The organism is Enterobacter sp. CRENT-193, from assembly GCF_002787395.1.
GTDB classification, from domain to species: Bacteria; Pseudomonadota; Gammaproteobacteria; order Enterobacterales; family Enterobacteriaceae; genus Enterobacter; species Enterobacter hormaechei_C.
On record NZ_CP024812.1, the window covers coordinates 4,110,687 to 4,132,264 of the forward strand.

At 56.3% G+C, this 21,578-nt stretch carries 23 protein-coding genes; 13 read left to right on the forward strand and 10 right to left on the reverse strand.

All coding sequences use genetic code 11. The features are described 5' to 3' along the window. Positions 1-45 precede the first annotated feature (45 nt). Both rimK and nfsA read right to left on the reverse strand, forming a co-directional pair. The gene (rimK, locus tag CU081_RS20555; RefSeq protein WP_032608931.1) at positions 46-948 is read right to left on the reverse strand and encodes a 30S ribosomal protein S6--L-glutamate ligase; all 903 of its coding nucleotides are present in this window, start codon (positions 946-948) and stop codon (positions 46-48) included. A 64-nt stretch (positions 949-1,012) separates the two neighbouring features. After that, positions 1,013-1,735: a nitroreductase NfsA gene (gene nfsA, locus CU081_RS20560; protein ID WP_003858388.1), complete on the reverse strand. Its 723-nt coding sequence runs from the start codon at positions 1,733-1,735 to the stop codon at positions 1,013-1,015. A 185-nt stretch (positions 1,736-1,920) separates the two neighbouring features. Between nfsA and CU081_RS20565 the strand changes: the two genes are divergently transcribed. Continuing rightward, positions 1,921-2,190, forward strand: coding sequence for a GrxA family glutaredoxin (locus CU081_RS20565; RefSeq protein ID WP_006809455.1), 270 nt, complete (start codon positions 1,921-1,923; stop codon positions 2,188-2,190). Positions 2,191-2,220: 30 nt separating this feature from the next. Here CU081_RS20565 and CU081_RS20570 read toward each other — a convergent pair whose 3' ends face one another. After that, complete coding sequence (locus CU081_RS20570) at positions 2,221-2,595, reverse strand: inner membrane protein YbjM (protein WP_017384878.1); 375 nt, start codon at positions 2,593-2,595, stop codon at positions 2,221-2,223. Positions 2,596-2,869: 274 nt separating this feature from the next. On the opposite strand from CU081_RS20570, the gene CU081_RS20575 reads away from it, so the two are divergent. The 5 genes from CU081_RS20575 (at position 2,870) to arsC (ending at position 7,593) form a co-directional block, all read left to right on the forward strand. After that, a complete protein-coding gene (locus tag CU081_RS20575; RefSeq protein WP_032610193.1) occupies positions 2,870-4,555 on the forward strand; it encodes an aspartate:alanine antiporter in 1,686 nt (561 codons plus the stop codon). Positions 4,556-5,071: 516 nt separating this feature from the next. Beyond that, the gene (locus CU081_RS20580) at positions 5,072-5,350 is read left to right on the forward strand and encodes a hypothetical protein (RefSeq protein ID WP_003858398.1); all 279 of its coding nucleotides are present in this window, start codon (positions 5,072-5,074) and stop codon (positions 5,348-5,350) included. Positions 5,351-5,504: 154 nt separating this feature from the next. Then, positions 5,505-5,825: a metalloregulator ArsR/SmtB family transcription factor gene (locus tag CU081_RS20585; protein ID WP_022650686.1), complete on the forward strand. Its 321-nt coding sequence runs from the start codon at positions 5,505-5,507 to the stop codon at positions 5,823-5,825. 40 nt (positions 5,826-5,865) lie between these two features. Continuing rightward, the gene (locus CU081_RS20590; protein WP_022650685.1) at positions 5,866-7,155 is read left to right on the forward strand and encodes an arsenic transporter; all 1,290 of its coding nucleotides are present in this window, start codon (positions 5,866-5,868) and stop codon (positions 7,153-7,155) included. A 12-nt stretch (positions 7,156-7,167) separates the two neighbouring features. Then, a complete protein-coding gene (arsC, locus tag CU081_RS20595; protein ID WP_022650684.1) occupies positions 7,168-7,593 on the forward strand; it encodes a glutaredoxin-dependent arsenate reductase in 426 nt (141 codons plus the stop codon). 27 nt (positions 7,594-7,620) lie between these two features. Here arsC and CU081_RS20600 read toward each other — a convergent pair whose 3' ends face one another. Further along, positions 7,621-8,172, reverse strand: a complete 552-nt coding sequence (locus CU081_RS20600) for a TetR/AcrR family transcriptional regulator (RefSeq protein ID WP_022650683.1) — start codon at positions 8,170-8,172, stop codon at positions 7,621-7,623. Between the two features lie 82 nt (positions 8,173-8,254). Between CU081_RS20600 and CU081_RS20605 the strand changes: the two genes are divergently transcribed. Continuing rightward, positions 8,255-9,469 carry an MFS transporter gene (locus tag CU081_RS20605; protein ID WP_022650682.1) on the forward strand — a complete coding sequence of 405 codons (1,215 nt, stop codon included), beginning with the start codon at positions 8,255-8,257 and terminating at the stop codon, positions 9,467-9,469. After that, positions 9,459-10,271, forward strand: coding sequence for a Cof-type HAD-IIB family hydrolase (locus CU081_RS20610; RefSeq protein ID WP_022650681.1), 813 nt, complete (start codon positions 9,459-9,461; stop codon positions 10,269-10,271). Before CU081_RS20605 ends, CU081_RS20610 begins: the two co-directional genes overlap by 11 nt. A gap of 524 nt (positions 10,272-10,795) precedes the next feature. Here CU081_RS20610 and CU081_RS20615 read toward each other — a convergent pair. Continuing rightward, positions 10,796-12,028 carry an MFS transporter gene (locus CU081_RS20615; protein ID WP_022650680.1) on the reverse strand — a complete coding sequence of 411 codons (1,233 nt, stop codon included), beginning with the start codon at positions 12,026-12,028 and terminating at the stop codon, positions 10,796-10,798. 167 nt (positions 12,029-12,195) lie between these two features. On the opposite strand from CU081_RS20615, the gene CU081_RS20620 reads away from it, so the two are divergent. From CU081_RS20620 to deoR, 3 genes are all read left to right on the forward strand, one after another. After that, positions 12,196-12,924, forward strand: a complete 729-nt coding sequence (locus CU081_RS20620; RefSeq protein WP_022650679.1) for a phosphatase PAP2 family protein — start codon at positions 12,196-12,198, stop codon at positions 12,922-12,924. Positions 12,925-12,931: 7 nt separating this feature from the next. Further along, positions 12,932-13,540 carry an undecaprenyl-diphosphate phosphatase gene (gene ybjG / locus CU081_RS20625; RefSeq protein WP_003858405.1) on the forward strand — a complete coding sequence of 203 codons (609 nt, stop codon included), beginning with the start codon at positions 12,932-12,934 and terminating at the stop codon, positions 13,538-13,540. Between the two features lie 67 nt (positions 13,541-13,607). Further along, positions 13,608-14,366 carry a DNA-binding transcriptional repressor DeoR gene (gene deoR, locus CU081_RS20630; protein WP_022650678.1) on the forward strand — a complete coding sequence of 253 codons (759 nt, stop codon included), beginning with the start codon at positions 13,608-13,610 and terminating at the stop codon, positions 14,364-14,366. A gap of 86 nt (positions 14,367-14,452) precedes the next feature. Here deoR and dacC read toward each other — a convergent pair whose 3' ends face one another. Continuing rightward, complete coding sequence (dacC, locus tag CU081_RS20635; protein WP_022650677.1) at positions 14,453-15,658, reverse strand: serine-type D-Ala-D-Ala carboxypeptidase; 1,206 nt, start codon at positions 15,656-15,658, stop codon at positions 14,453-14,455. A gap of 243 nt (positions 15,659-15,901) precedes the next feature. Between dacC and CU081_RS20640 the strand changes: the two genes are divergently transcribed. After that, positions 15,902-16,528, forward strand: coding sequence for a glutathione S-transferase family protein (locus CU081_RS20640; RefSeq protein WP_003858411.1), 627 nt, complete (start codon positions 15,902-15,904; stop codon positions 16,526-16,528). On the opposite strand, the gene CU081_RS20645 is transcribed toward CU081_RS20640, so the two are convergent. Continuing rightward, entirely contained in the window at positions 16,529-17,647 is a 1,119-nt protein-coding gene (locus tag CU081_RS20645; protein WP_022650676.1) for a PQQ-dependent sugar dehydrogenase, read from the reverse strand. It abuts the gene before it with no gap. A gap of 106 nt (positions 17,648-17,753) precedes the next feature. Further along, a complete protein-coding gene (gene bssR / locus CU081_RS20650) occupies positions 17,754-18,137 on the reverse strand; it encodes a biofilm formation regulator BssR (RefSeq protein WP_003858412.1) in 384 nt (127 codons plus the stop codon). A 216-nt stretch (positions 18,138-18,353) separates the two neighbouring features. Between bssR and rimO the strand changes: the two genes are divergently transcribed. Beyond that, positions 18,354-19,679 (forward strand): 30S ribosomal protein S12 methylthiotransferase RimO, encoded by a 1,326-nt coding sequence (gene rimO, locus CU081_RS20655; protein ID WP_022650675.1) that lies wholly within the window; start codon positions 18,354-18,356, stop codon positions 19,677-19,679. A 63-nt stretch (positions 19,680-19,742) separates the two neighbouring features. On the opposite strand, the gene gsiD is transcribed toward rimO, so the two are convergent. Together gsiD and gsiC are read right to left on the reverse strand one after the other, a co-directional pair. Next, positions 19,743-20,654 carry a glutathione ABC transporter permease GsiD gene (gene gsiD, locus CU081_RS20660; RefSeq protein ID WP_022650674.1) on the reverse strand — a complete coding sequence of 304 codons (912 nt, stop codon included), beginning with the start codon at positions 20,652-20,654 and terminating at the stop codon, positions 19,743-19,745. A gap of 1 nt (position 20,655) precedes the next feature. Then, positions 20,656-21,576 carry a glutathione ABC transporter permease GsiC gene (gene gsiC / locus CU081_RS20665; protein WP_006809475.1) on the reverse strand — a complete coding sequence of 307 codons (921 nt, stop codon included), beginning with the start codon at positions 21,574-21,576 and terminating at the stop codon, positions 20,656-20,658. Positions 21,577-21,578: the final 2 nt, after the last annotated feature.

Here is a 21,578-nt window from a genome sequence, read left to right on the forward strand (position 1 = left end):
ATAAAAACGTTGTCCAGATTACGCAAAAAGTGCGCGCCGATCCATTTAACCGCCCGTTTTCAGGCAAAATCCCGGCGTCGCATGGCGTTCAATCCATGCGATCATTTTACCTGCAATATCGACGCCTGTGGTTTTTTCCACCCCTTCCAGCCCCGGCGAGGCGTTAACTTCCATCACCAACGGCCCGCGGTCGGCACGCAGCAGATCGACCCCCGCCACGTCCAGGCCCAGCGTCTGCGCCGCTTTCACCGCAATCTCACGCTCGCGCTCGCTGATAAGGGCCACCCGTGCGATACCGCCGCGGTGAAGGTTAGAGCGAAAATCGCCCTCTTTCGCCTGCCGCTCTATAGCGGCCACCACTTCATTGCCCACCACAAAGCAGCGGATGTCGCACCCTTTAGCCTCTTTAATATACTCCTGCACCAGAATATGGGCATTCAGACCGCGAAACGCATCGATCACGCTTTCCGCCGCCTGACGCGTCTCCGCCAGTACCACTCCAATACCCTGCGTACCTTCCACCAGCTTAATGACCAGCGGCGCACCGCCCACCATATCGATTAAATCGCTGGTGTCGTCCGGGGAGTGGGCAATCCCGGTGACGGGCAGATCGATCCCCTGGCGCGCCAGCAGTTGCAGCGAGCGCAGCTTATCGCGGGCGCGGGAGATCGCCACGGACTCGTTGAGCGGATAACTTCCCAGCATTTCAAACTGACGCAGCGCGGCCGTGCCGTAATAGGTGATCTGGGAGCCAATACGGGGAATTACCGCATCAAAATGCGGGAGTTTGCGGCCTTTGTAATGAATCGACGACGCCGCAGGGTCGATGTTCATATAGCAGGACATCGGATCGAGGATCTCAACCTGATGTCCGCGTTTCGCCGCCGCTTCTCGCAGGCGTTTACATGAATAGAGCGTTCCATCCCGGGACAATATGGCAATTTTCACCCTGCACCTCTCTAAAGACATGGTAAAAGCCTGCCTATCATACACGAGGCGCAGGAGGAATGGACTACCGCGTTGCCCAGCCCTGTTTGTGCAGGTAGTCGAGAATGAACGGGCGGTTCTCCTTGATGATGGTGCGACGAATATGGTCGCTCCAGGTGTCGCGGCGGTTGTTGCTGTCACGCGTCAGATAGTAGTTCGCCAGCTCTTCATCGTATTGATGCAGAACGTCCTGGTCGACCGGCTGGTAGTGGTTTTCATGCACCAGCATCGCAGCAGGAATGCGCGGCTTCAGATCCGGGTTATCCGCCGGCCAGCCGAGGCACAGACCAAACAGCGGCAGCACGTGTTTCGGCAGCTTCAGCAGTTCCGTCACGCTTTCGATGTTGTTACGCAGCCCGCCAATATAGACGCCGCCAAGCCCCAGAGATTCCGCCGCCGTGAACGCGTTTTGCGCCATCAGTGCCGTATCCACAACGCCCAGCAGCAGCTGTTCCGCCAGCCCCAGCTCGGCCTCAGGGCATATTTGCAGGTGACGGTTAAAATCGGCGCAGAACACCCAGAACTCAGCCGCCTGGGCAACGTGCTTTTGTCCGCCCGTCAGCGTTACCAGCTGCTCACGCATCGCCGGATCGGTGATGCGGATAATGGAGCTGCACTGCAAAAAGCTGGAGCTGGAGGTGCCTCTTGCGCTGTCGATGATCGCGTCCCGCTGCGCCTGGGTAATCGGCTCATCGGTGAAATGGCGAATGGAACGGTGGGAACGAAGCAGGTCAATGGTTGGCGTCATTTTGTCTCTCTTTGTGTTGCGTAAAACGTATGGCAGCCAGTATAGGCAATGATCCACCTGATGTAATTGGCGAAACATAGCCTGACTGTATCAAAGTGACAGGTGAAACCTTCTTTCCATGACGGCAGGTTATCGTGCACTATAGGCGCTATTCGCCGTCAGGCTTGTTTTTTGAGGAGAGAGAAATGTTTGCAGTAATTTTTGGTCGTCCAGGATGCCCTTACTGTGTACGCGCGAAAGAGCTGGCAGAGAAACTGACTGAAGAACGTGATGATTTCAACTTCCGTTACGTGGATATCCACGCGGAAGGCATCACTAAAGCCGATCTGGAAAAAACTGTGGGTAAACCGGTTGAAACCGTGCCGCAGATCTTCCTCGATCAGAAACACATCGGCGGCTGCACCGATTTTGAGGCCTACGCCAAAGAACACCTGGGCCTGTTTGCGGCTCAGTAATGCGAAGACGCCCTCACCCTGAGGGCGTTTTTATTTACGGTGCTTCCGCTGTTGCAGCAGGCTGCGCGTAAATAAGAAACAGAGCGCGCCCAGCGCACACCAGAAAACGCCACTCAGTAGCCACGCCACTTCCTGCCAGACGCTTCTCGACGAGAGAAACAGCACGCGCATCAGAAGCAGGCAGAGCGGGGCCGCAAGCATTGCCCCAATAAGCGGCATCACCACCTCGCCTTTACGTGAGAGAAAACCGGCTACTACCCCCGGCAGGATGAAGAACAACAGGCCCAGCTCGGGATGACCGGACGCTCTGAAGGCGCCTTTCACGTTAAAAGCGAGTGACATGCAAACGACCGTAAACAGCAAAAAACAGCTGATTACGCCAGCCCAGTTTCGTTTAAAGTTCAAACTATCCTCCTGACTTATCTCTATCAAATACAAAAATCGTCCGGTGAACGCCCAGTCAGATAAAGCAATGCGGCAATCCTTGCCAAAGCACGCACAGAAGTCGTGCGATAATAGGTGGCTGTCGGTAGCTATTACGATTAAACTAACCGACTGCTAGTGTTTAGGGTATTTATCAGGAAGCAGGGAGATGCAAAGTGATTCCCTGACTCTGAAAACAGTAGCCCAAATAGTCCTTTCATTCAACAACTTACTGGTAAACAAGAAGTTAGCCTCCGTGAATATAAACGTCGCAGACTTGTTAAATGGGAATTACATCCTGTTATTATTTGTGGTACTGGCGCTGGGCCTTTGTCTGGGTAAATTACGCCTGGGTTCAGTTCAACTTGGTAATTCCATTGGCGTTTTAGTCGTCTCCCTGTTATTAGGTCAACAACATTTCAGTATTAACACGGACGCGCTTAACTTAGGTTTCATGCTGTTTATTTTTTGCGTAGGCGTGGAAGCCGGTCCGAACTTTTTTTCCATTTTCTTCCGAGACGGCAAAAATTACCTGATGCTGGCGCTGGTGATGGTCGGCAGCGCCCTGCTGATTGCGTTAGGGCTGGGCAAGCTGTTTGGCTGGGACATCGGCTTAACGGCCGGTATGCTGGCAGGCTCGATGACCTCCACACCGGTGCTTGTCGGCGCGGGCGATACGCTTCGTCATTCTGGCATGGCCGGCACGCCGCTTTCCTCCGCGCTGGACAACCTGAGTCTGGGCTATGCCCTGACCTATCTGATTGGTCTGGTGAGCCTGATTGTTGGCGCGCGCTATCTGCCAAAACTTCAGCATCAGGATCTCCAGACCAGCGCCCAGACCATCGCCCGCGAGCGCGGCCTGGACACGGACTCCAAACGTAAAGTTTACCTGCCGGTGATCCGCGCCTACCGCGTCGGGCCGGAGCTGGTTGCCTGGACCGACGGGAAAAACCTGCGCGAGCTGGGGATCTACCGTCAGACCGGCTGCTACATCGAACGTATCCGTCGTAACGGCATTCTGGCAAACCCGGACGGTGACGCGGTGCTCCAGATGGGCGATGACATCGCCCTTGTTGGCTACCCGGACGCCCACGCGCGTCTCGATCCGAGCTTCCGCAACGGGAAAGAGGTGTTTGACCGCGACCTGCTGGACATGCGTATTGTCACCGAAGAGATTGTGGTGAAAAACCACAATGCCGTGGGCCGCCGTCTGGCACAGCTGAAGCTGACCGACCACGGTTGTTTCCTCAACCGCGTGATCCGCAGCCAGATTGAAATGCCTATCGACGATAACGTGGTGCTCAATAAAGGCGATGTGTTGCAGGTTAGCGGCGATGCCCGACGTGTTAAAACCGTTGCCGACCGTATCGGCTTTATCTCGATCCACAGCCAGGTGACGGACCTGTTAGCCTTCTGCGCCTTCTTCATTGTCGGCCTGATGATCGGGATGATCACCTTCCAGTTCAGCAACTTTAGCTTCGGCATTGGTAACGCAGCCGGTCTGCTGTTCGCCGGGATCATGCTGGGCTTCCTGCGAGCGAACCATCCCACCTTCGGCTATATCCCTCAGGGGGCGCTGAACATGGTGAAAGAGTTCGGTCTGATGGTCTTTATGGCGGGTGTCGGCTTAAGCGCCGGGAGCGGCATTGGCAACGGCCTGGGCGCGGTCGGCTGGCAAATGTTGGTTTCCGGACTTATCGTCAGCCTGGTACCGGTGGTGATCTGTTTCCTGTTCGGCGCCTACGTGCTGCGCATGAACCGCGCCCTGCTCTTCGGCGCGATGATGGGCGCGCGCACCTGCGCACCGGCGATGGAGATCATCAGCGACACCGCGCGCAGCAATATCCCGGCGCTGGGCTATGCAGGCACGTACGCGATCGCCAACGTACTGTTGACGCTGGCAGGTACGCTGATCATCATTATCTGGCCAGGACTCGGATAAATCTCAAGTTTGCGTGTGGCGCAAAAAATTTTCGTTACGCGCAGAACTTTTTACGCAGGGTGCAGTCATAACTAGTGCCACTGCTTTTCTTTGATGTCCCCAATTTGTGGAGCCCATCAACCCCGCCGTTTTGGTTCAAGGTTGATGGGTTTTTTGTTTCCTGAAATTAATACCCTTCCCTATCAATTACTTATAACACTACCTTATTTCCATGGCGGTATAGCTGATCTTCTTGCGCGGTTAAATTTTGCCTGGTCAATATCTTAAAAGAACAACGATTGAGCGTAGATATGATCGGGTTTGAACTTCGATACAGGCAGCTGGCATAAGCTGGAACGAATTAATCCACCTGATGACAGGAAAAGGAATGAAGGCTTCATCCGGGTATAGCGGCAGAAGTCTACATAAAGCTCGCTCACCACTCCAATTTCGGAATCGCTCTTCTGAAACCGGAATTTATTTAGGTCCCATGTATGCGTTCACATATCGCGTGCAATTGTATTGAGGTTATTGACGGTGGATATCACTACCCTTGCCCGTAAATGGGGCTCAAGACTACTTAAGGCCGTCTGGTTTGTGTTAATTAGCTTCCTGGCAGGACGTATGCTGGGTCCTTCAACAGCTTATATTAACCACGACGTTGCAACTGCTATTTGCGGCTTCATCTATGGTGATATTGATGGGGAGACAATGTACGAAACATATACAAATATTGATATTTTGATTCTGTTAACATCTGCAACGATCGTCTGTCTCATAACATTGAAGATATTCAACAAAACCAGGAATCATTAATCTTCTAATCCCGCCCTGTCTGTGGCTCAAAGACGACGGCTCAACGTAGTGGTACTTCACTGAGGGCATTTATTTGCCCTTATTGCCCTTCCCTCACCTGCCACAAACATATATGATTTAATGTATATGATAAAAAAACACGCAGGATCCCCAGATGCTTCACCCCGTTCAGCTCTTCAAAACCCTCTCCGACGAAACGCGCCTCTCCATCGTCATGCTTCTGCGTGAGGCGGGCGAGTTGTGCGTCTGCGATCTCTGCTCCGCTACCAACGAGCCGCAGCCGAAAGTCTCGCGCCATATGGCCTTACTGCGCGAGGCCGGGCTGGTCATCGATCGTCGTGAGGGTAAATGGATCTACTACCGTCTCTCTCCCAACATGCCCGCGTGGGCGGCAACCGTTATCGATAACAGCTGGAACTGCCTGCGAGAAGAGACACGTATGAAGCTGAAAAACCGCCTCCCGGGCTCTTGCTGACCACGACACATTCACAAAAACAGATATAACGGAGTAAAAGATGTTTCTGGCAGGGGCTATTTTTCTGTTTACGCTGGTACTGGTTATCTGGCAGCCCAAAGGGCTCAGTATCGGCTGGAGTGCCACCATTGGCGCCGCGCTGGCGCTGGCGAGCGGTGTGATCCACGTTAACGATATTCCGGTGGTCTGGAACATCGTCTGGAATGCGACGGCCACGTTTATCGCGGTAATCGTTATCAGTTTGCTGCTGGATGAGTCCGGTTTTTTCGAGTGGGCGGCGCTGCACGTTGCTCGCTGGGGAAACGGTCGCGGGCGGTTGCTGTTTACCTGGATCGTGCTGCTGGGTGCGGCCGTGGCGGCGCTGTTCGCCAATGACGGTGCGGCATTGATCCTGACGCCTATCGTTATCGCCATGCTGCTGGCGCTGGGGTTCAGCAAGCAGGCCACGCTGGCGTTCGTGATGGCGGCGGGATTTATCGCCGATACCGCCAGCCTGCCGCTGATTGTCTCCAACCTGGTCAACATTGTGTCGGCGGACTTCTTTAAGCTGGGCTTTAGCGAATACGCCTCGGTGATGATCCCGGTTGATATCGCCGCAATTGCCGCAACGCTGGTGATGCTGCATCTGTTCTTCCGCAAGGAAATACCGCCGGAATATGACCTGGCAAAACTCCGCGAGCCTGCTTTGGCCATTCACGACCTGCCGACGTTCAGAACGGGCTGGATCGTGCTGCTGCTACTGCTCGTCGGTTTCTTTGTGCTTGAACCTCTGGGTATCCCGGTCAGCGCTATCGCAACAACTGGCGCGCTGATTTTGTTTGCCGTTGCTAAACGCGGGCACGCCATTAACACCGGAAAAGTGCTGCGCGGCGCGCCGTGGCAAATTGTTATCTTCTCGCTGGGGATGTATCTGGTGGTGTATGGCCTGCGCAACGCCGGGCTGACGGAGTCTCTTTCAGGCGTTCTTGATTACTTAGCCGGGTACGGACTCTGGGTCACCACGCTGGGAACCGGATTTATCACCGCCTTCCTGTCATCCATAATGAACAATATGCCAACGGTGCTGATTGGCGCGCTCTCCATTGAGGGTAGTGCTGCAACAGGGTTGGTTAAAGAGGCGATGATTTACGCTAACGTGATTGGCTGCGATTTGGGGCCGAAAATTACCCCCATCGGGAGCCTGGCTACCCTGCTATGGCTTCATGTGCTGGCACAGAAAAACATGACTATTACCTGGGGCTACTATTTCAGGACGGGCATCATAATGACGCTGCCAGTTCTCTTTGTGACGCTTGCCGCGCTGGCGCTACGTCTCTCCTTCACACTGTAATGAGTAACGGATATGAGCCATATCACTATCTACCACAACCCGGCCTGCGGCACGTCGCGCAATACGCTGGAGATGATCCGCAACAGCGGTACGGAACCCGAAATTATTCTCTATCTTGAGAACCCACCGTCGCGTGATGAACTGACAAGGCTGATTGCAGATATGGGGATTTCCATAGGCGATCTGCTGCGCAAAAACGTCGAGCCTTATGAGCAACTGGGCCTTTCACAGGGACATTTCACCGACGACCAGCTTATCGATTTCATGCTGCAATACCCTATTCTGATTAACCGTCCGATTGTGGTGACGCCGCTGGGTACCCGTCTGTGCCGCCCTTCTGAAGTCGTTCTCGACATCCTTCCGGACGCGCAAAAAGGGGCATTTACGAAGGAAGATGGCGAAGTCGTCGTTGACGCCAGCGGGAAAAAAATCTCCTGACATCAGGCGTGGCCGGGGCGAGCGCTATCAGACGGTATCCTCGCCTGCAATCCGCCCCACCATCACCCGGATCTCCTCCCGGGTTAACGGCGACCGGTCGGTTACAAAATGCAGCGTCATCCCCTCGATAAACGCATCCAGCGCACGGGCGGTGGCCGGATCAAACCACTGCTCAAGCGTAGTCTGGCTCATCTTCATCCAGTCCTGCATCACCGTTTTCAGCGCGGCGCTGCGGTGCATAAACGCGTATAACTGATACATCAGCGCCATATTGTGTGGCGTGGTCACGGCTGAACTGTGGATCAGCGTGGTAATGGCCTCGCACGCCCTCTCCCGCCCGGTCACCCCCGCGAAGAAATCCCGGTACTGCTGAGACATCTGTTGCGTAAACCACGTGAATGCCTCCTCCAGAAGCGACTCCATCCCGTCGAAATAGTAGGTCATCGACCCCAGCGGCACGCCTGCGCAGGTGGCAATTTTGCGGTGCGTGACGGCATGAATACCGTGCTCAGCAATGGTGTCCAGCGTCGCCTGGAGTATCTTCTCGCGGCGGTTAGGGTCGTTCGGTGGTCTGCTCATAAAATCCTCATCCAGTTTGTGTACAAATGTACACAAAGTTGCTAGTGTTGTCGCTATTGTTGTACTTCTGGTGCTGATCCCAATGACGCTAACTTCTCCTCGCAAAGCCCTGCATCTGCGCATGTGGGCGCTGTTTATGTTCTTCTTCATCCCCGGGCTGCTGATGGCTTCCTGGGCAACGCGCACCCCGGCAATCCGCGATACGCTGTCCGTCTCGACGGCGGAGATGGGGATCGTACTGTTTGGCCTGTCGATTGGCTCGATGAGCGGCATCCTCTGCTCGGCCTGGCTGGTGAAGCGCTTTGGCACGCGCGCGGTGATTCGCACCACCATGTGCTGCGCCGTGGTGGGAATGCTCGGTCTGAGCGTGGCGCTGTGGTTCGCCTCGCCGCTGATGTTTGCCCTTGGGCTGATGGTATTTGGCGGCAGCTTTGGTGCGGCGGAAGTGGCCATTAACGTCGAGGGGGCCGCCGTCGAACAGGCGATGAACAAAACGGTGCTGCCGATGATGCATGGCTTTTACAGCCTCGGCACGCTGGCGGGCGCGGGCGTGGGGATGGCGCTGACGGCGCTGGGCATTGCGGCCAATGTGCACATTTTGCTGGCGGCGCTGGTCTGTATTATCCCGATCCTCACCGGCATCAGGGCTATTCCCGCAGGCACAGGACAACACGCCACGGACGAACAGAAGTCTGCGGAAAAAGGGTTGCCCTTTTATCGTGATTTCCAGCTAATGCTGATTGGCGTGGTGGTGCTGGCGATGGCGTTTGCTGAAGGCTCCGCCAACGACTGGCTACCGTTGCTGATGGTGGACGGGCACGGATTTAGCCCCACCTCCGGCTCGCTGATTTACGCCGGGTTTACGCTCGGCATGACCGTCGGACGCTTTACCGGGGGCTGGTTTATCGACCGTTACAGCCGCGTGGCTGTCGTCCGTGCCAGCGCCCTGCTGGGCGGGCTGGGCATCGCGATGATTATCTTTGTGGATGTGGACTGGATTGCCGGCGTGTCGGTGATCCTGTGGGGACTGGGCGCCTCCCTTGGCTTCCCGCTGACCATTTCCGCTGCCAGCGATACCGGCCCCGACGCGCCGACGCGCGTGAGCGTCGTGGCGACCACGGGCTACCTCGCTTTCCTGGTGGGCCCGCCGCTGCTTGGATTCCTCGGTGAGCACTACGGGTTACGCAGCGCGATGCTGGTGGTATTAGGGTTAGTCATTATTGCCGCCCTGGTGGCGCGAGCGGTGGCAAAACCGGAAGCAGAAACAACGTCAATGGAGAAGGGATATGAGCGTTAAACTGATTGCAGTCGACATGGATGGCTCCTTCCTGAGCGATGCGAAAACCTATAACCGCGCGCGTTTTCTGGCGCAGTACGCGCGCATGAAAGCGCAAGGCATCCGTTTTGTGGTCGCCAGCGGAAACCAGTACTACCAGCTGATCTCATTTTTCCCGGAGATCGCCCATGAAATTGCCTTCGTCGCCGAAAACGGCGGCTGGGTGGTAGATGCGGGCGAAGACGTGTTTAACGGCGAACTGTCGAAAGAGCATTTTCTGACCGTCGCCACCCTGTTAAACGACGTGCCCGGCATTGAGATAATTGCCTGCGGAAAAAACAGCGCCTACACGCTGAAAACGTATAACGACCTCTTCAAAGAGATTGCTGCGAAATACTATCACCGCCTTGAAAGCGTCAGCAGCTTTGACAACCTCAACGATATTTTCTTCAAATTCGGGCTAAACGTCTCTGACGACGAAATTCCGCGCATTCAGGCGCTGCTGCATGAGAAGCTTGGCGACATCATGGTGCCGGTGACCACGGGACACGGTAGTATCGACCTGATTATCCCCGGCGTACACAAAGCTAACGGCCTGCGGATCCTGCAAGCGCGCTGGGGCATTGAGGACAGTGAAGTGGTGGCCTTTGGCGACAGCGGTAACGACGTGGAGATGTTGCGCCAGGCTGGGTTTGGCTTCGCGATGGCCAATGCCAGACCGCACATTAAGGCGGTGGCCCGCTATGAAGCGCCGAACAATAATGACGAAGGGGTGCTGGACGTAATTGATAGGGTGCTGGACGGGGAGGCGCCGTTTAATTGATTCCGTGCGCTCTGGTGCCCTCATCCTAACCCTCTCCCACAGGGCTGAGGGTTCCCCACAAAATAATGCCTGCACAGACGGCCCCCTCTCCCTTGAGGAAGAGGGCTGGGGTGAGGGGGAACATACGGCTCTGGTGGTCATTCCGTTCACTTTATGTTCCTTGCTACTCTGTAGCGACATGAGCGGTGAACGTGCCAGGGTGGCTCAGTCGCCACCACCCTGGCGACCCGGGCTCCCGGCGGAAAATCGCCGCTTCGCGGTGCCTTCGGCTTATTCCTTCCGGCTTATCGGGGACGGGCGGAGGTAACATCCCTGTAAAGCCCGCCCTCTCGGCGCATCCCTGCGCCTCGCCCCGGCCTACAGGAAACGCCTCAGCGATTTACAGCCGGACCGAGGCATCGCTGAAAGCCCTCAGTTATTCTGAGGCAACGTTATCGCTTTTGCTTTCAAATTACTGGGGATCCCTCAGCCCACAGGGAGAGGGAACTGTCCCGAGCTCGCCCACGGGGGAGAGGGAATAAGGATTACGGTTGCAGCGCGTTTCCGACGCGTTTGTCCTTCAGGAACACCACCATCAGACCTACCCACAGCACACCGTTTGCGAGATTGAACAGGCTGAAGAGCCCGTTTCCGCCAAACGCATAAGCATGCTTGCTCACCTCAATTCCGACGGTGAAAATCAGCATTTGCAGCATCCCCATCGCGGCAGAGACCGTGCCTTTACTCATTTCACTGGCGAACAGCGTCAGGCGTACCAGACCGGCATTCGCCACGCCGATACCAAACGCGTAAATGCTCAGCCCCGCCGTCATCCACAGGTACGCATGAGACGAGGCTACGGTCGCCACCGCCGCGATAATCAGCCCTGCCGCTATGGGCCAACCGCCCATAATAATCAGCGAACGCACGGTACGGCGTGACGTCAGACGCGCCAGCACCAGGTTACCGATAATCAGCGCGCCAAAAATCGGCACCTGTAACAGGCCATACTCATAGCTGCTAAGCTGTTCGCCGCTGATGATAATGACCGGCGACTGGGCAATCCACGCCAGCAGCGGCAGGCTGACAAAGCCCGTCGCCAGTGCGCCCGCGACGAAACGGCCATTTTGCAGCACCGCCTTATAGTCACGCCCCAGCTCTTTAAGCGAGAGCTTTTCGCCCAGGCGGGTGGCGGTCTCCGGCATCGCACGGTGCAGACCAAAGAAAGAGATGGCCGCAAGCGCGGCAAAGAGCACGAACATCCCTTCCCACGGCGCGACGTGGACCCATGCGGCTCCCACCAGCGGCCCCAGAAGCGGTGCAATCAGCGCCACGTTCGCCATCAGCGCGGTAATTTTGATACATACCGCCTCCTCAAACGACTCCTGAATAGCGGCGTAGCCCACGGCACCAATAAAGCACAGGCTCACGCCCTGAAGAAAACGCAGCAACGTGAACTGCTCAATGTTCTGCGCCAGCAGCGTGGCGAGACAGGTGACGATAAACCATACCACGCCCGTCAGCATCACCGGGCGGCGGCCAATACGATCCGACAGCGGCCCTAAAAGCCACTGTAAAAACATGCCGCCCGCGAGATAGGCGGTCATCGATGTAGGTACCCACTCAATACCTGCGTTGTACTGCTCAACCACAGCCAGCATGCCTGGCTGGATCATGTCGTTGCCGATGTAGGTAGAGAATTCGTAAAGCACCAGACACAGAGGAAAAAGTAACGCCTGACGACCCAGACGATTACCGGAAGAAGAACGGTTTATCATGCAATCTCTTTAATATGAAAAAATCGCGATGAGTGTAATGAATTGCCGCTGTCTGAGATAGCAAATTAACGTGAAATAACAGAAATAACGCACTTATCGTTGTTGTTTAAGGTTTCCTTAAGTTGCCCTCCTTATGATAGTGCTATTTCACGTTATTGACCGAAACTATGACACACGCCGTCAGCCCTTCAGAATTATCTAAGTTACCGACAAATAAGACAAAACGCCTTTACCGTTTGCCTGCCCGCTTTTATGGTTATCAGCTTTTCGTGCTGATCGTCCTTGCGCTGCTTTTTACCTGGCTTTCGCGCGATGAATCGCTTGACCGATGGATCACCGGCTTCTGGTATGACGCGGCGACGCATCATTTCCCGCTACAGCAAAATCCGCTGCTGGATCTGCTCAACCATCGGCTGGCGAAATATGTGGCCATTGCCCTGGCCGTCATCGCGCTGGTTTACGGGGCTTACAGACGCAATGCCCGGCTGGTGACGGCCGCGCTTCTGATGGGTCTGGGCGCGCTCGTTGTAGGAGCCCTGAAAAGCATGAGCCACCACAGCTGTCCGTGGGATCTGGTGGAGTATGGCGGCAAAGCCGTCTCGTATCCCCTGTTCAGCGCGATTCCGGCCGACAGCGGACCGGGACGCTGCTTTCCCGGCGGCCACGCCTCAAGCGGGTTTATGGTGATGGGGCTGTTTTTTGCCTTCTGGCGTGAACGTCCACGCCTGGCCTGGACCTTTGTCGCGTTGGGCGTTGTTATGGGGCTGCTGATGGGATTCGGGCAGGTCATGCGCGGCGCGCATTTTTTCTCTCACAACCTGTGGGCCGGGTGGTGGGTCTGGTTTTCCCAGGTGCTGGTTTACGGGCTGGTTTCCGCCTGGTTTGCTAAAGAGTAACGAGATTATGTTAGAAAATCTGAACTACGAACTGTTTTACCTGCTCAACGCCACGCCGTCGTCACCGGAATGGATGATCGATCTCGCCACCTTCATTGCGAAAGATGTGATCAGCATTGTACCGGCGCTGGCGGTGATCCTCTGGTTATGGGGACCTCGTACACAGGTCACCGCCCAGCGCCATCTGGTGATCAAAATGGCGATGGCGATCGGCGTCAGCGTGCTGGCAAGCTACGTGCTGGGCCACGCCTTCCCACACGATCGTCCGTTTGTCGATCGCGTCGGCTACAACTTCCTGCACCATGCGCCGGACGACTCGTTCCCGAGCGATCACGGCACGGTGATCTTCACCTTTGCGCTGGCCTTCCTGTTCTGGCATCGCCTGTGGTCCGGCGTAGTGCTGATGGGCGTGGCGGTCGCCATCGCCTGGTCCCGCGTCTACCTGGGCGTGCACTGGCCGCTGGATATGGTCGGCGGTTTCCTGGTGGGGCTGATGGGCTGCGTCAGCGCAGCCATCCTGTGGAGCCTCTTTGGTCCGGCGCTTTATCGTGGATTATCACAGGCCTATCGCGTTCTGTTTGCCCTTCCGATCCGCAAAGGCTGGATACGTGACTAACCCCGGTCCGTCAGGTTACACTTGAGCCCCCGCCCTGCGGGGGCTCACTTTTTTAGCCCGAGGATCTATGGAAACACGTCGCGATGACCGCATTGCTCAGCTGCTCCAGGCGCTGAAGCGCAGCGATAAGCTGCATCTTAAGGAAGCCGCTACCCTGCTTGGCGTGTCTGAAATGACCATTCGTCGCGATCTGAACAGCGACAGCGCCCCCGTTGTGCTGCTTGGCGGGTATATTGTTCTGGAGCCGCGTAGCGCCAGCCATTATCTGTTAAGCGATCAAAAAACACGCCTGGTGGAGGAGAAGCGCAAAGCCGCGCGGCTCGCCGCCTCGCTGGTGCAGCCGCATCAAACGCTGTTTTTTGACTGCGGTACGACAACCCCGTGGATCATCGAGGCCATCGACAGCACCGTTCCGTTTACCGCCGTCTGTTATTCGCTAAACACCTTCCTTGCCTTGCAGGAGAAACCGGCGTGCCGGGTGATTTTGTGTGGCGGCGAATTTCATGCCAGCAACGCCATTTTCAAACCGCTGAATATTCAGGACACGCTGAGCAATGTATGCCCGGATATCGCCTTTTACTCTGCGGCGGGCGTGAATGTGAAACAGGGGGCAACCTGTTTTAATCTTGAAGAGTTACCGGTGAAACAGTGGGCGCTCAACGCCGCACAGCAGCATGTGCTGGTGGTTGATCACAGTAAATTTGGCAAGGTCCGTCCGGCAAGGATGGGTGAACTGTCGCGCTTTGACGCCATCGTCAGTGATTGCCGCCCGGATGACGAGCTGGTGGCATACGCGAAAGCGCAGCAGGTGAAGTTGATGTATTGAGGTTATGCCGGGTGGCGGCTTCGCCTTACCCGGCCTACAACGGCTCGAACGTAGGCCGGGTAAGCGCAGCGCCACCCGGCAAAAACTTAGCTGAACCAGCTGCCAAACCAGCCGTGGAATTTCATTAACACAAAGTCCCATATCCGGCTGAAGAAGCCGCCCTCTTCCACCGCTTCCATTACCACCAGCGGACGCTGCTCAATGGATTTGCCGTTAAGCTGGAAATCTATCGTCCCGACCACCTGGCCTTTTTTTAACGGCGCGGTCAGCTGTGGCTCGGTCAGGGTATAGCTCGCTTTCAGGTTTTTCAGCTGGCCGCGTGGAATGGTGACGGACCCCGCTTCACCTGCCCCCAGGTTTACTTCACTTTTATCACCAAACCAGACGCGCTGGCTGACGAAGGTGGCGTCCGGCTTAATCGGCGTGACGGTTTCAAAGAAGCGGAAACCCCAGGTCAGCAGTTTTTCTGACTCGTTAAAACGAATGCGGTCGGTTTTCGTGCCCAGCACCACCGAGATCAGGCGCATATCGCCCTGCGTCGCAGAAGCCACCAGGTTGTATCCGGCCCCGGCAGTTGTACCGGTTTTCATGCCGTCCACGTTAACGTTACTGCTCCAGAGCAGGCGGTTACGGTTAGGCTGGCGAATATTATTGAAGGTAAACTCTTTCTCTTTATGGATGGCGTACTCATCCGGAACGTCATGGATCAGCGCTTTGCCCAGCAGCGCCATATCGCGCGCGGTGCTGAACTGACCCGGCGCATCCAGGCCGTGAACGGTTTTAAAGGTGGTATTGGTCAGACCCAGTTTTTTCGCGTAGCCATTCATCAGCCCAATAAACGAGTCCTGACTGCCCGCGACGTAATCGGCCAGCGCAATACAGGCATCATTTCCCGACTGAATAATGACCCCTTTATTCAGATCGGAAACGGAGACCTGATCACCGGGCTTCAGGAACATCACGGACGAGCCGCGCAGCGCCGGGTTACCGGTCGCCCAGGCATCTTTCCCGACGGTGACCATGTCATTCAGCTTGATCTTGCCCGCTTTTAACGCCTGGCCGACCACATAGCTGGTCATAATTTTCGTCAGGCTCGCCGGGTCGAGTTTTTCGTCGGCGTTACCTTCCGCCAGCACTTTCCCGCTGGCGTAATCCATCAGGATCCAGGCGCGCGCATCAACAGGCGGCGCTTCGGGCGCTGTCTGTTCCGCCGCATGAAGCGTTGGGGCAAAAAGGAAAAGCAGCGCCGAGCCTGCCGCCAGGCTGCGCAGAGAAGAAGTTTTTTGCGTCATAAATGCCACCCGAGTGTCCATTCTAAAAATCACGTCACAATCACCGTGTCGCAAGAAGCGATGAGTAATAGCGCACTACAGCCTTCAAAGAAACCTGTTCCAGGTAAAGTTTTTAAAGTTTATGCAATAACATTCAGATACGCTTTGATTGCGGGTTTTTTTTTAGCATCTGTTGCGTAATTGTTAGGTTTATCTCACCATGGCGAAAAGCTGACTCGGATTCACATCTCATCGGGAGTAAATATGATTACGCTGTGGGGCAGGAACAATTCGACTAACGTGAAGAAAGTGCTCTGGACGCTGGAGGAGCTGGATTTACCGTTCAACCAAATTATGGCTGGCATGGCGTTCGGGGTGAATAAAGACGCCGACTATCTGGCGATGAACCCAAACGGGCTGGTGCCGTTGCTGCGCGATGACGAGACAGACGCCACGCTGTGGGAGTCCAATACCATTGTGCGTTATCTTGCCGCGCAGTACGGCCAGGGTCGCCTGTGGGTTGAAAATCCGGCCCAGCGCGCGCAGGGCGAAAAATGGATGGACTGGGCAAACCAGACGCTTTCCCCCACGCACCGCGTGATCCTGATGGGGCTTATCCGTACGCCGGAAGCCGATCGTGATTATCCCGCCATTCATGCCGCCCAGGATGCGTGTGAGTCGCTGTTTGCGATGATGGACGACGAACTGGCGAAGCATACCTGGTTCTCCGGCGACACGTTCGGCGTGGGCGATATCGCCGTCGCCCCCTTCGTCTGGAACCTCACTAACATGGGTCTCAGCTGGACCCCGCGCCCTCACCTTGAGCGCTGGATCCAGCAGCTCAGCGAGCGCCCGGCGTATCGCAACGTGGTGATGATCCCGGTGACCTGATTACGACCCGGACGGGCTGACTTTCCAAAGCTGCCCGTCCGTCTCGTCGGTCAGCACGTACAGATAACCATCCGGCCCGACGCGCACATCGCGGATACGCTGATCTTTATCCCCAAGAATTCGCCCATCCTCCGTCACGCTATTGCCCTTCACGCTCAGCACGATGACGTCTTTCTCCTTCAGCGCGCCGATAAACAGCTTGTTTTTCCACTGCGGGAAGACGTCGCTGTTGTAGAACGCCATGCCGCTGACGGCGGGCGACACTTTCCAGACAAACAGCGGTTTTTCAGTGCCCTCAACGTGCTCGCCTTTCGCTTCCGGGATTTTCAGGCCGCTGTAATTGATCCCGTGCGTCGCCAGGGGCCAGCCGTAGTTTTTGCCCTTCTCAGGAATGTTAATCTCATCCCCACCGCGTGGTCCGTGTTCGTTGAGCCACAGCGTGTCACTCCACGGGTTCATCGCCATTCCCTGCGGGTTGCGAATGCCATAGGACCAGATTTCCGGGCGCGCTCCGGCGGTGTTCACAAACGGATTATCCGGTGGCACTTTTCCGTCCTCCGTCAGGCGCACCACCTTGCCCTGAAGCTTGTCCAGATCCTGCGCCGTCGGGCGCTGGTTGTTTTCACCCAGGCCAATAAAGAGATGGCCTTTGCCGTCGAACACCAGCCGTCCGCCAAAGTGGTTGCCGGTAGAGAGCTTCGGCATCTGTCGGAACACCACCTGGAAGCCCTCAATGCGCGACAGGTCATCGCTCAACCGCCCATAGCCCACCGCGGTACCCGCTTTGCCATCATTACCTGCCTCGGCGAAGCTGAGCCAGACCCGCCGTGATTGTGCAAAATCCGGGGCCAGCGCGACGTCCAGCAGTCCGCCCTGGCCGCTCGCCCACACTTTCGGCACGCCGACAATCGGATCGGAGAGCCCTTTCCCTGCCTGCCAGTGCTTAAGCTGCCCGTCTTTGAGCGTGATGAGCAGCCCCTTGTTATCTGGCAGAAACGCCAGCGACCAGGGGTGATCCAGTTTTGTCTGTAGCACGTCGACCTTAACCGTCTCAGGCGCTGCAAGCAGTGAAAGCGGGAATAACAAGACTGGAAGGAAAATCAGCGAGGATCGAGGCATAACGCACTCCTTTATCGACATATGGCTTAAAGATTAGCCACTGTTCCCGGGTGCGTTACCACTTTTACAAAAGCTTAATCAGAAGGGGGAGTTGCCTCCCCCGGGTTCAGTGCCGGGCAAGCGTTTCCGGCTTGTTCAGACACATGATGCAAAGCGCGAGCGTGGTCAGGCAGTTTTCAAGCTTCTCCGCGTTAACGGCAATAAAATTCGGGCAGTCGTGACGTCCGTTCATCAAACAGACCCCGGCAATGGAGAGCACCTCGGCGGCGCGGCGTAGCGCCACTAATTCGCTTTCAGCGTAGTGCGCTTTCAGGATGGGTGCTTTTTCACGCATGAAATTGCAAAGTTCAAAGAAGTTATCACGCAGATTTTCGCTTTCGCTGACTGACATATACCCTTTCGCCTTGCGGAGTTGCAGATATGCAGCCAGGTCGATTCGGGCGTTGATCAGCTTGTTAAGCAGATCGCGTTTCAGTCTGTCAACGGACATGCTATTCCTCCTCTGTCAGCCATGTTACCTCATTAAGAATAAGGTCATTTTTTGTACAATGTAATGCCTGGGATCAATAAACGATAACTGATTAACATTCTTTACAATGTTACAACGATTGCCGGCCTCAACTGCGCCATCAAGAGTGTATAAATCCCCTGCGATACGCTGTAAAATCCTGCCCTGATAACTCCATAATTGATGAATTTTTAACCTATGAGCAATGTTACGCACCCGCCGAAAATCGGCTTTGTCTCCCTGGGCTGCCCGAAGAACCTGGTGGACTCCGAACGCATCCTGACTGAACTTCGCACTGAAGGCTATGACGTGGTGCCAAGCTACGACAACGCCGACATGGTGATCGTCAACACCTGCGGCTTTATCGACAGCGCGGTTCAGGAATCCCTGGAAGCCATTGGTGAAGCCCTGACGGAAAACGGCAAAGTGATTGTGACCGGCTGCCTGGGCGCAAAAGAAGACCAGATCCGTGAAGTGCACCCGAAGGTGCTGGAGATCACCGGTCCACACAGCTACGAGCAGGTGCTGGAACATGTTCATCACTACGTCCCCAAACCAAAGCACAACCCGTTCCTGAGCCTGGTGCCGGAACAGGGCGTGAAGCTGACGCCGCGCCACTACGCCTACCTGAAAATTTCCGAAGGCTGCAACCATCGCTGCACCTTCTGCATCATCCCGTCGATGCGTGGCGATCTGGTGAGCCGTCCGATTGGCGAGGTGCTGGCAGAAGCCAAACGCCTGGCCGACGCGGGCGTGAAGGAGCTGCTGGTCATCTCCCAGGACACCTCCGCCTACGGCGTGGACGTTAAACACCGTTCCGGTTTCCACAACGGTGAGCCAGTGAAAACCAGCATGGTCGGCCTGTGCGAGCAGCTGGCTAAGCTCGGGATCTGGACGCGTCTGCACTACGTCTACCCGTACCCGCACGTTGACGATGTGATCCCGCTGATGGCGGAAGGCAAAATCCTGCCGTACCTGGATATCCCGCTACAGCATGCCAGCCCGCGCATTCTGAAGCTGATGAAACGCCCTGGCTCCGTTGACCGCCAGCTGGCGCGCATCAAGCAGTGGCGTGAAATCTGTCCGGATCTGACCCTGCGCTCCACCTTTATTGTCGGCTTCCCGGGTGAAACCGAAGAAGATTTCCAGATGCTGCTCGACTTCCTGAAAGAGGCGCGTCTGGATCGCGTCGGCTGCTTCAAGTACAGCCCGGTTGAAGGCGCAACGGCCAACGAGCTGGCGGACCAGGTACCGGAAGAGGTAAAAGAGGAGCGCTGGAACCGCTTTATGCAGCTGCAACAGCAGATCTCTGCTGAACGCTTGCAGGAGAAAGTGGGCCGCGAAATTCTGGTGATTATCGACGAAGTGGACGAAGAAGGCGCGATTGGCCGCAGCATGGCGGATGCGCCTGAAATCGACGGCGCGGTGTACCTGAACGGCGAAACCAACGTCAAGCCGGGCGATATTATTCGCGTGAAGGTCGAAAACGCCGACGAGTATGATTTGTGGGGCAGCCGGGTTTAATCTCCCCACGCCTCTGTTCCAGGCCGGGTAAGGCGTCGCCGCCACCCGGCACATTCCACAGCACTACCCTTTTATCCGCGGATCCAGCGCGTCGCGCAGCCCATCCCCCAGTAAATTAAACGCCAGCACGGTCAGGAAAATCGCCAGGCTCGGGAAGATCGCCACGTGTGGCGCAATCACCATATCCGCCCGCGCCTCGTTCAGCATCGCGCCCCACTCCGGCGTCGGCGGCTGTGCGCCTAACCCCAGAAACGACAGGCTGGCCGCCGAGATAATCGACACGCCTATGCGCATGGTGAAATAGACCACGATAGACGAGACCGTTCCCGGCAGAATATGGCTGAACAGGATGGTGGCATCGCTGGCTCCCATGCTGCGCGCCGACTCGATAAAGGTCTGCTGCTTCAGCACCAGCGTGTTGCCACGTACCAGACGCGCGAAAGCGGGAATCGAGAATACCGCCACGGCGATGATGACGTTCGCCATGCCGCTGCCCATCACCGCCACCACGGCAATCGCCAGCAGAATACCGGGAAAGGCAAACAGCACATCGCAGATACGCATGATGATGCGGTCCCACCAGCCTTCGTAGTACCCGGCCACCAGCCCCAACACGGTGCCAATTGCTGCGCCCATCAGCACCGCAAAGACCCCGGCCGCCAGCGAGATCTGCGCCCCTACCAGCACGCGGCTGAAAATATCGCGCCCGAGCGAGTCCACGCCAAACCAGTGCATCATCGATGGTCCATCGTTCAGCCGGTCGTAATCGAAGTAGTTTTCCGCATCAAACGGGGCTAACCAGGGGGCGATAATCGCCACCAGGATCAGCAGTAACACAAACAACCCGGCGACCATAGCGACGGGCTGACGACGGAATCGACGCCAGAACTCAATCCACGGGGTGCGAATATGGTCCGGCCTGACCCCCGGCATAGCGTTTAAAATTGCCTGGCGACGCCAGTTCAGTAATCGCATCTTACTTATACCTGATGGCCGGGTTAATGGCGGCGTACAGCACATCCACCACTAAGTTGATAAGAATAAACTCCAGCGAGAAAAGCAGGACTTCAGCCTGAATGACCGGATAGTCACGCATATCGACCGAGTCGACCAGCAGGCGCCCCAGCCCCGGCCAGTTGAAGACCTTCTCAACCACAATAGAGCCGCCCAGCAGGAAGCCGAACTGTAGCCCCATCATCGTGACCACCGGTATCATCGCATTACGAAAACCATGCTTCAGAATGACCCATTTCTCACTCACCCCTTTTGCCCGCGCGGTGCGAATGTAATCTTCGCTCAGCACGTCGACAAACGAGGCGCGGGTAAACCGGGCCATCACCGCCGCAACGGCCGCGCCAAGCGTCATAGAGGGAAGAATGTAGTGCTTCCAGGTGTCGGCCCCGACGGTCGGCAACCAGCCCAGCTCAACGGAGAAAATCTGCATCAGTAGCATACCCAGCGCAAACGCCGGGAAAGAGATGCCGGTGACCGCCAGCGCCATACCGAGCTTATCCGGCCAGCGGTTGCGCCAGACGGCGGCGACAATCCCCGCTCCCAGGCCAAACACTACCGCCCAGCTCATACTGGCAATCGTTAACCAGAAGGTAGGCATAAAGCGGCTGGCAATCTCCTCCGACACCGGACGACGCGACACCATTGAGATGCCGAAATCGCCCTGAAGGACATTGCCAATGTAACGCAGAAATTGCCTGTACAGCGGCTGGTCAAGACCGAGCTGTTTACGCACCAGTTCAATAACCGTCGCATCCGCTTCCGGTCCGGCAATCAAACGCGCTGGATCGCCGGGCAGCATATGGACAAACAAAAACACCAGCACGGCCACAATCAGCAGCGTCGGGATAAGCCCCAGCAGGCGTTTACACACATAATTCAGCATGA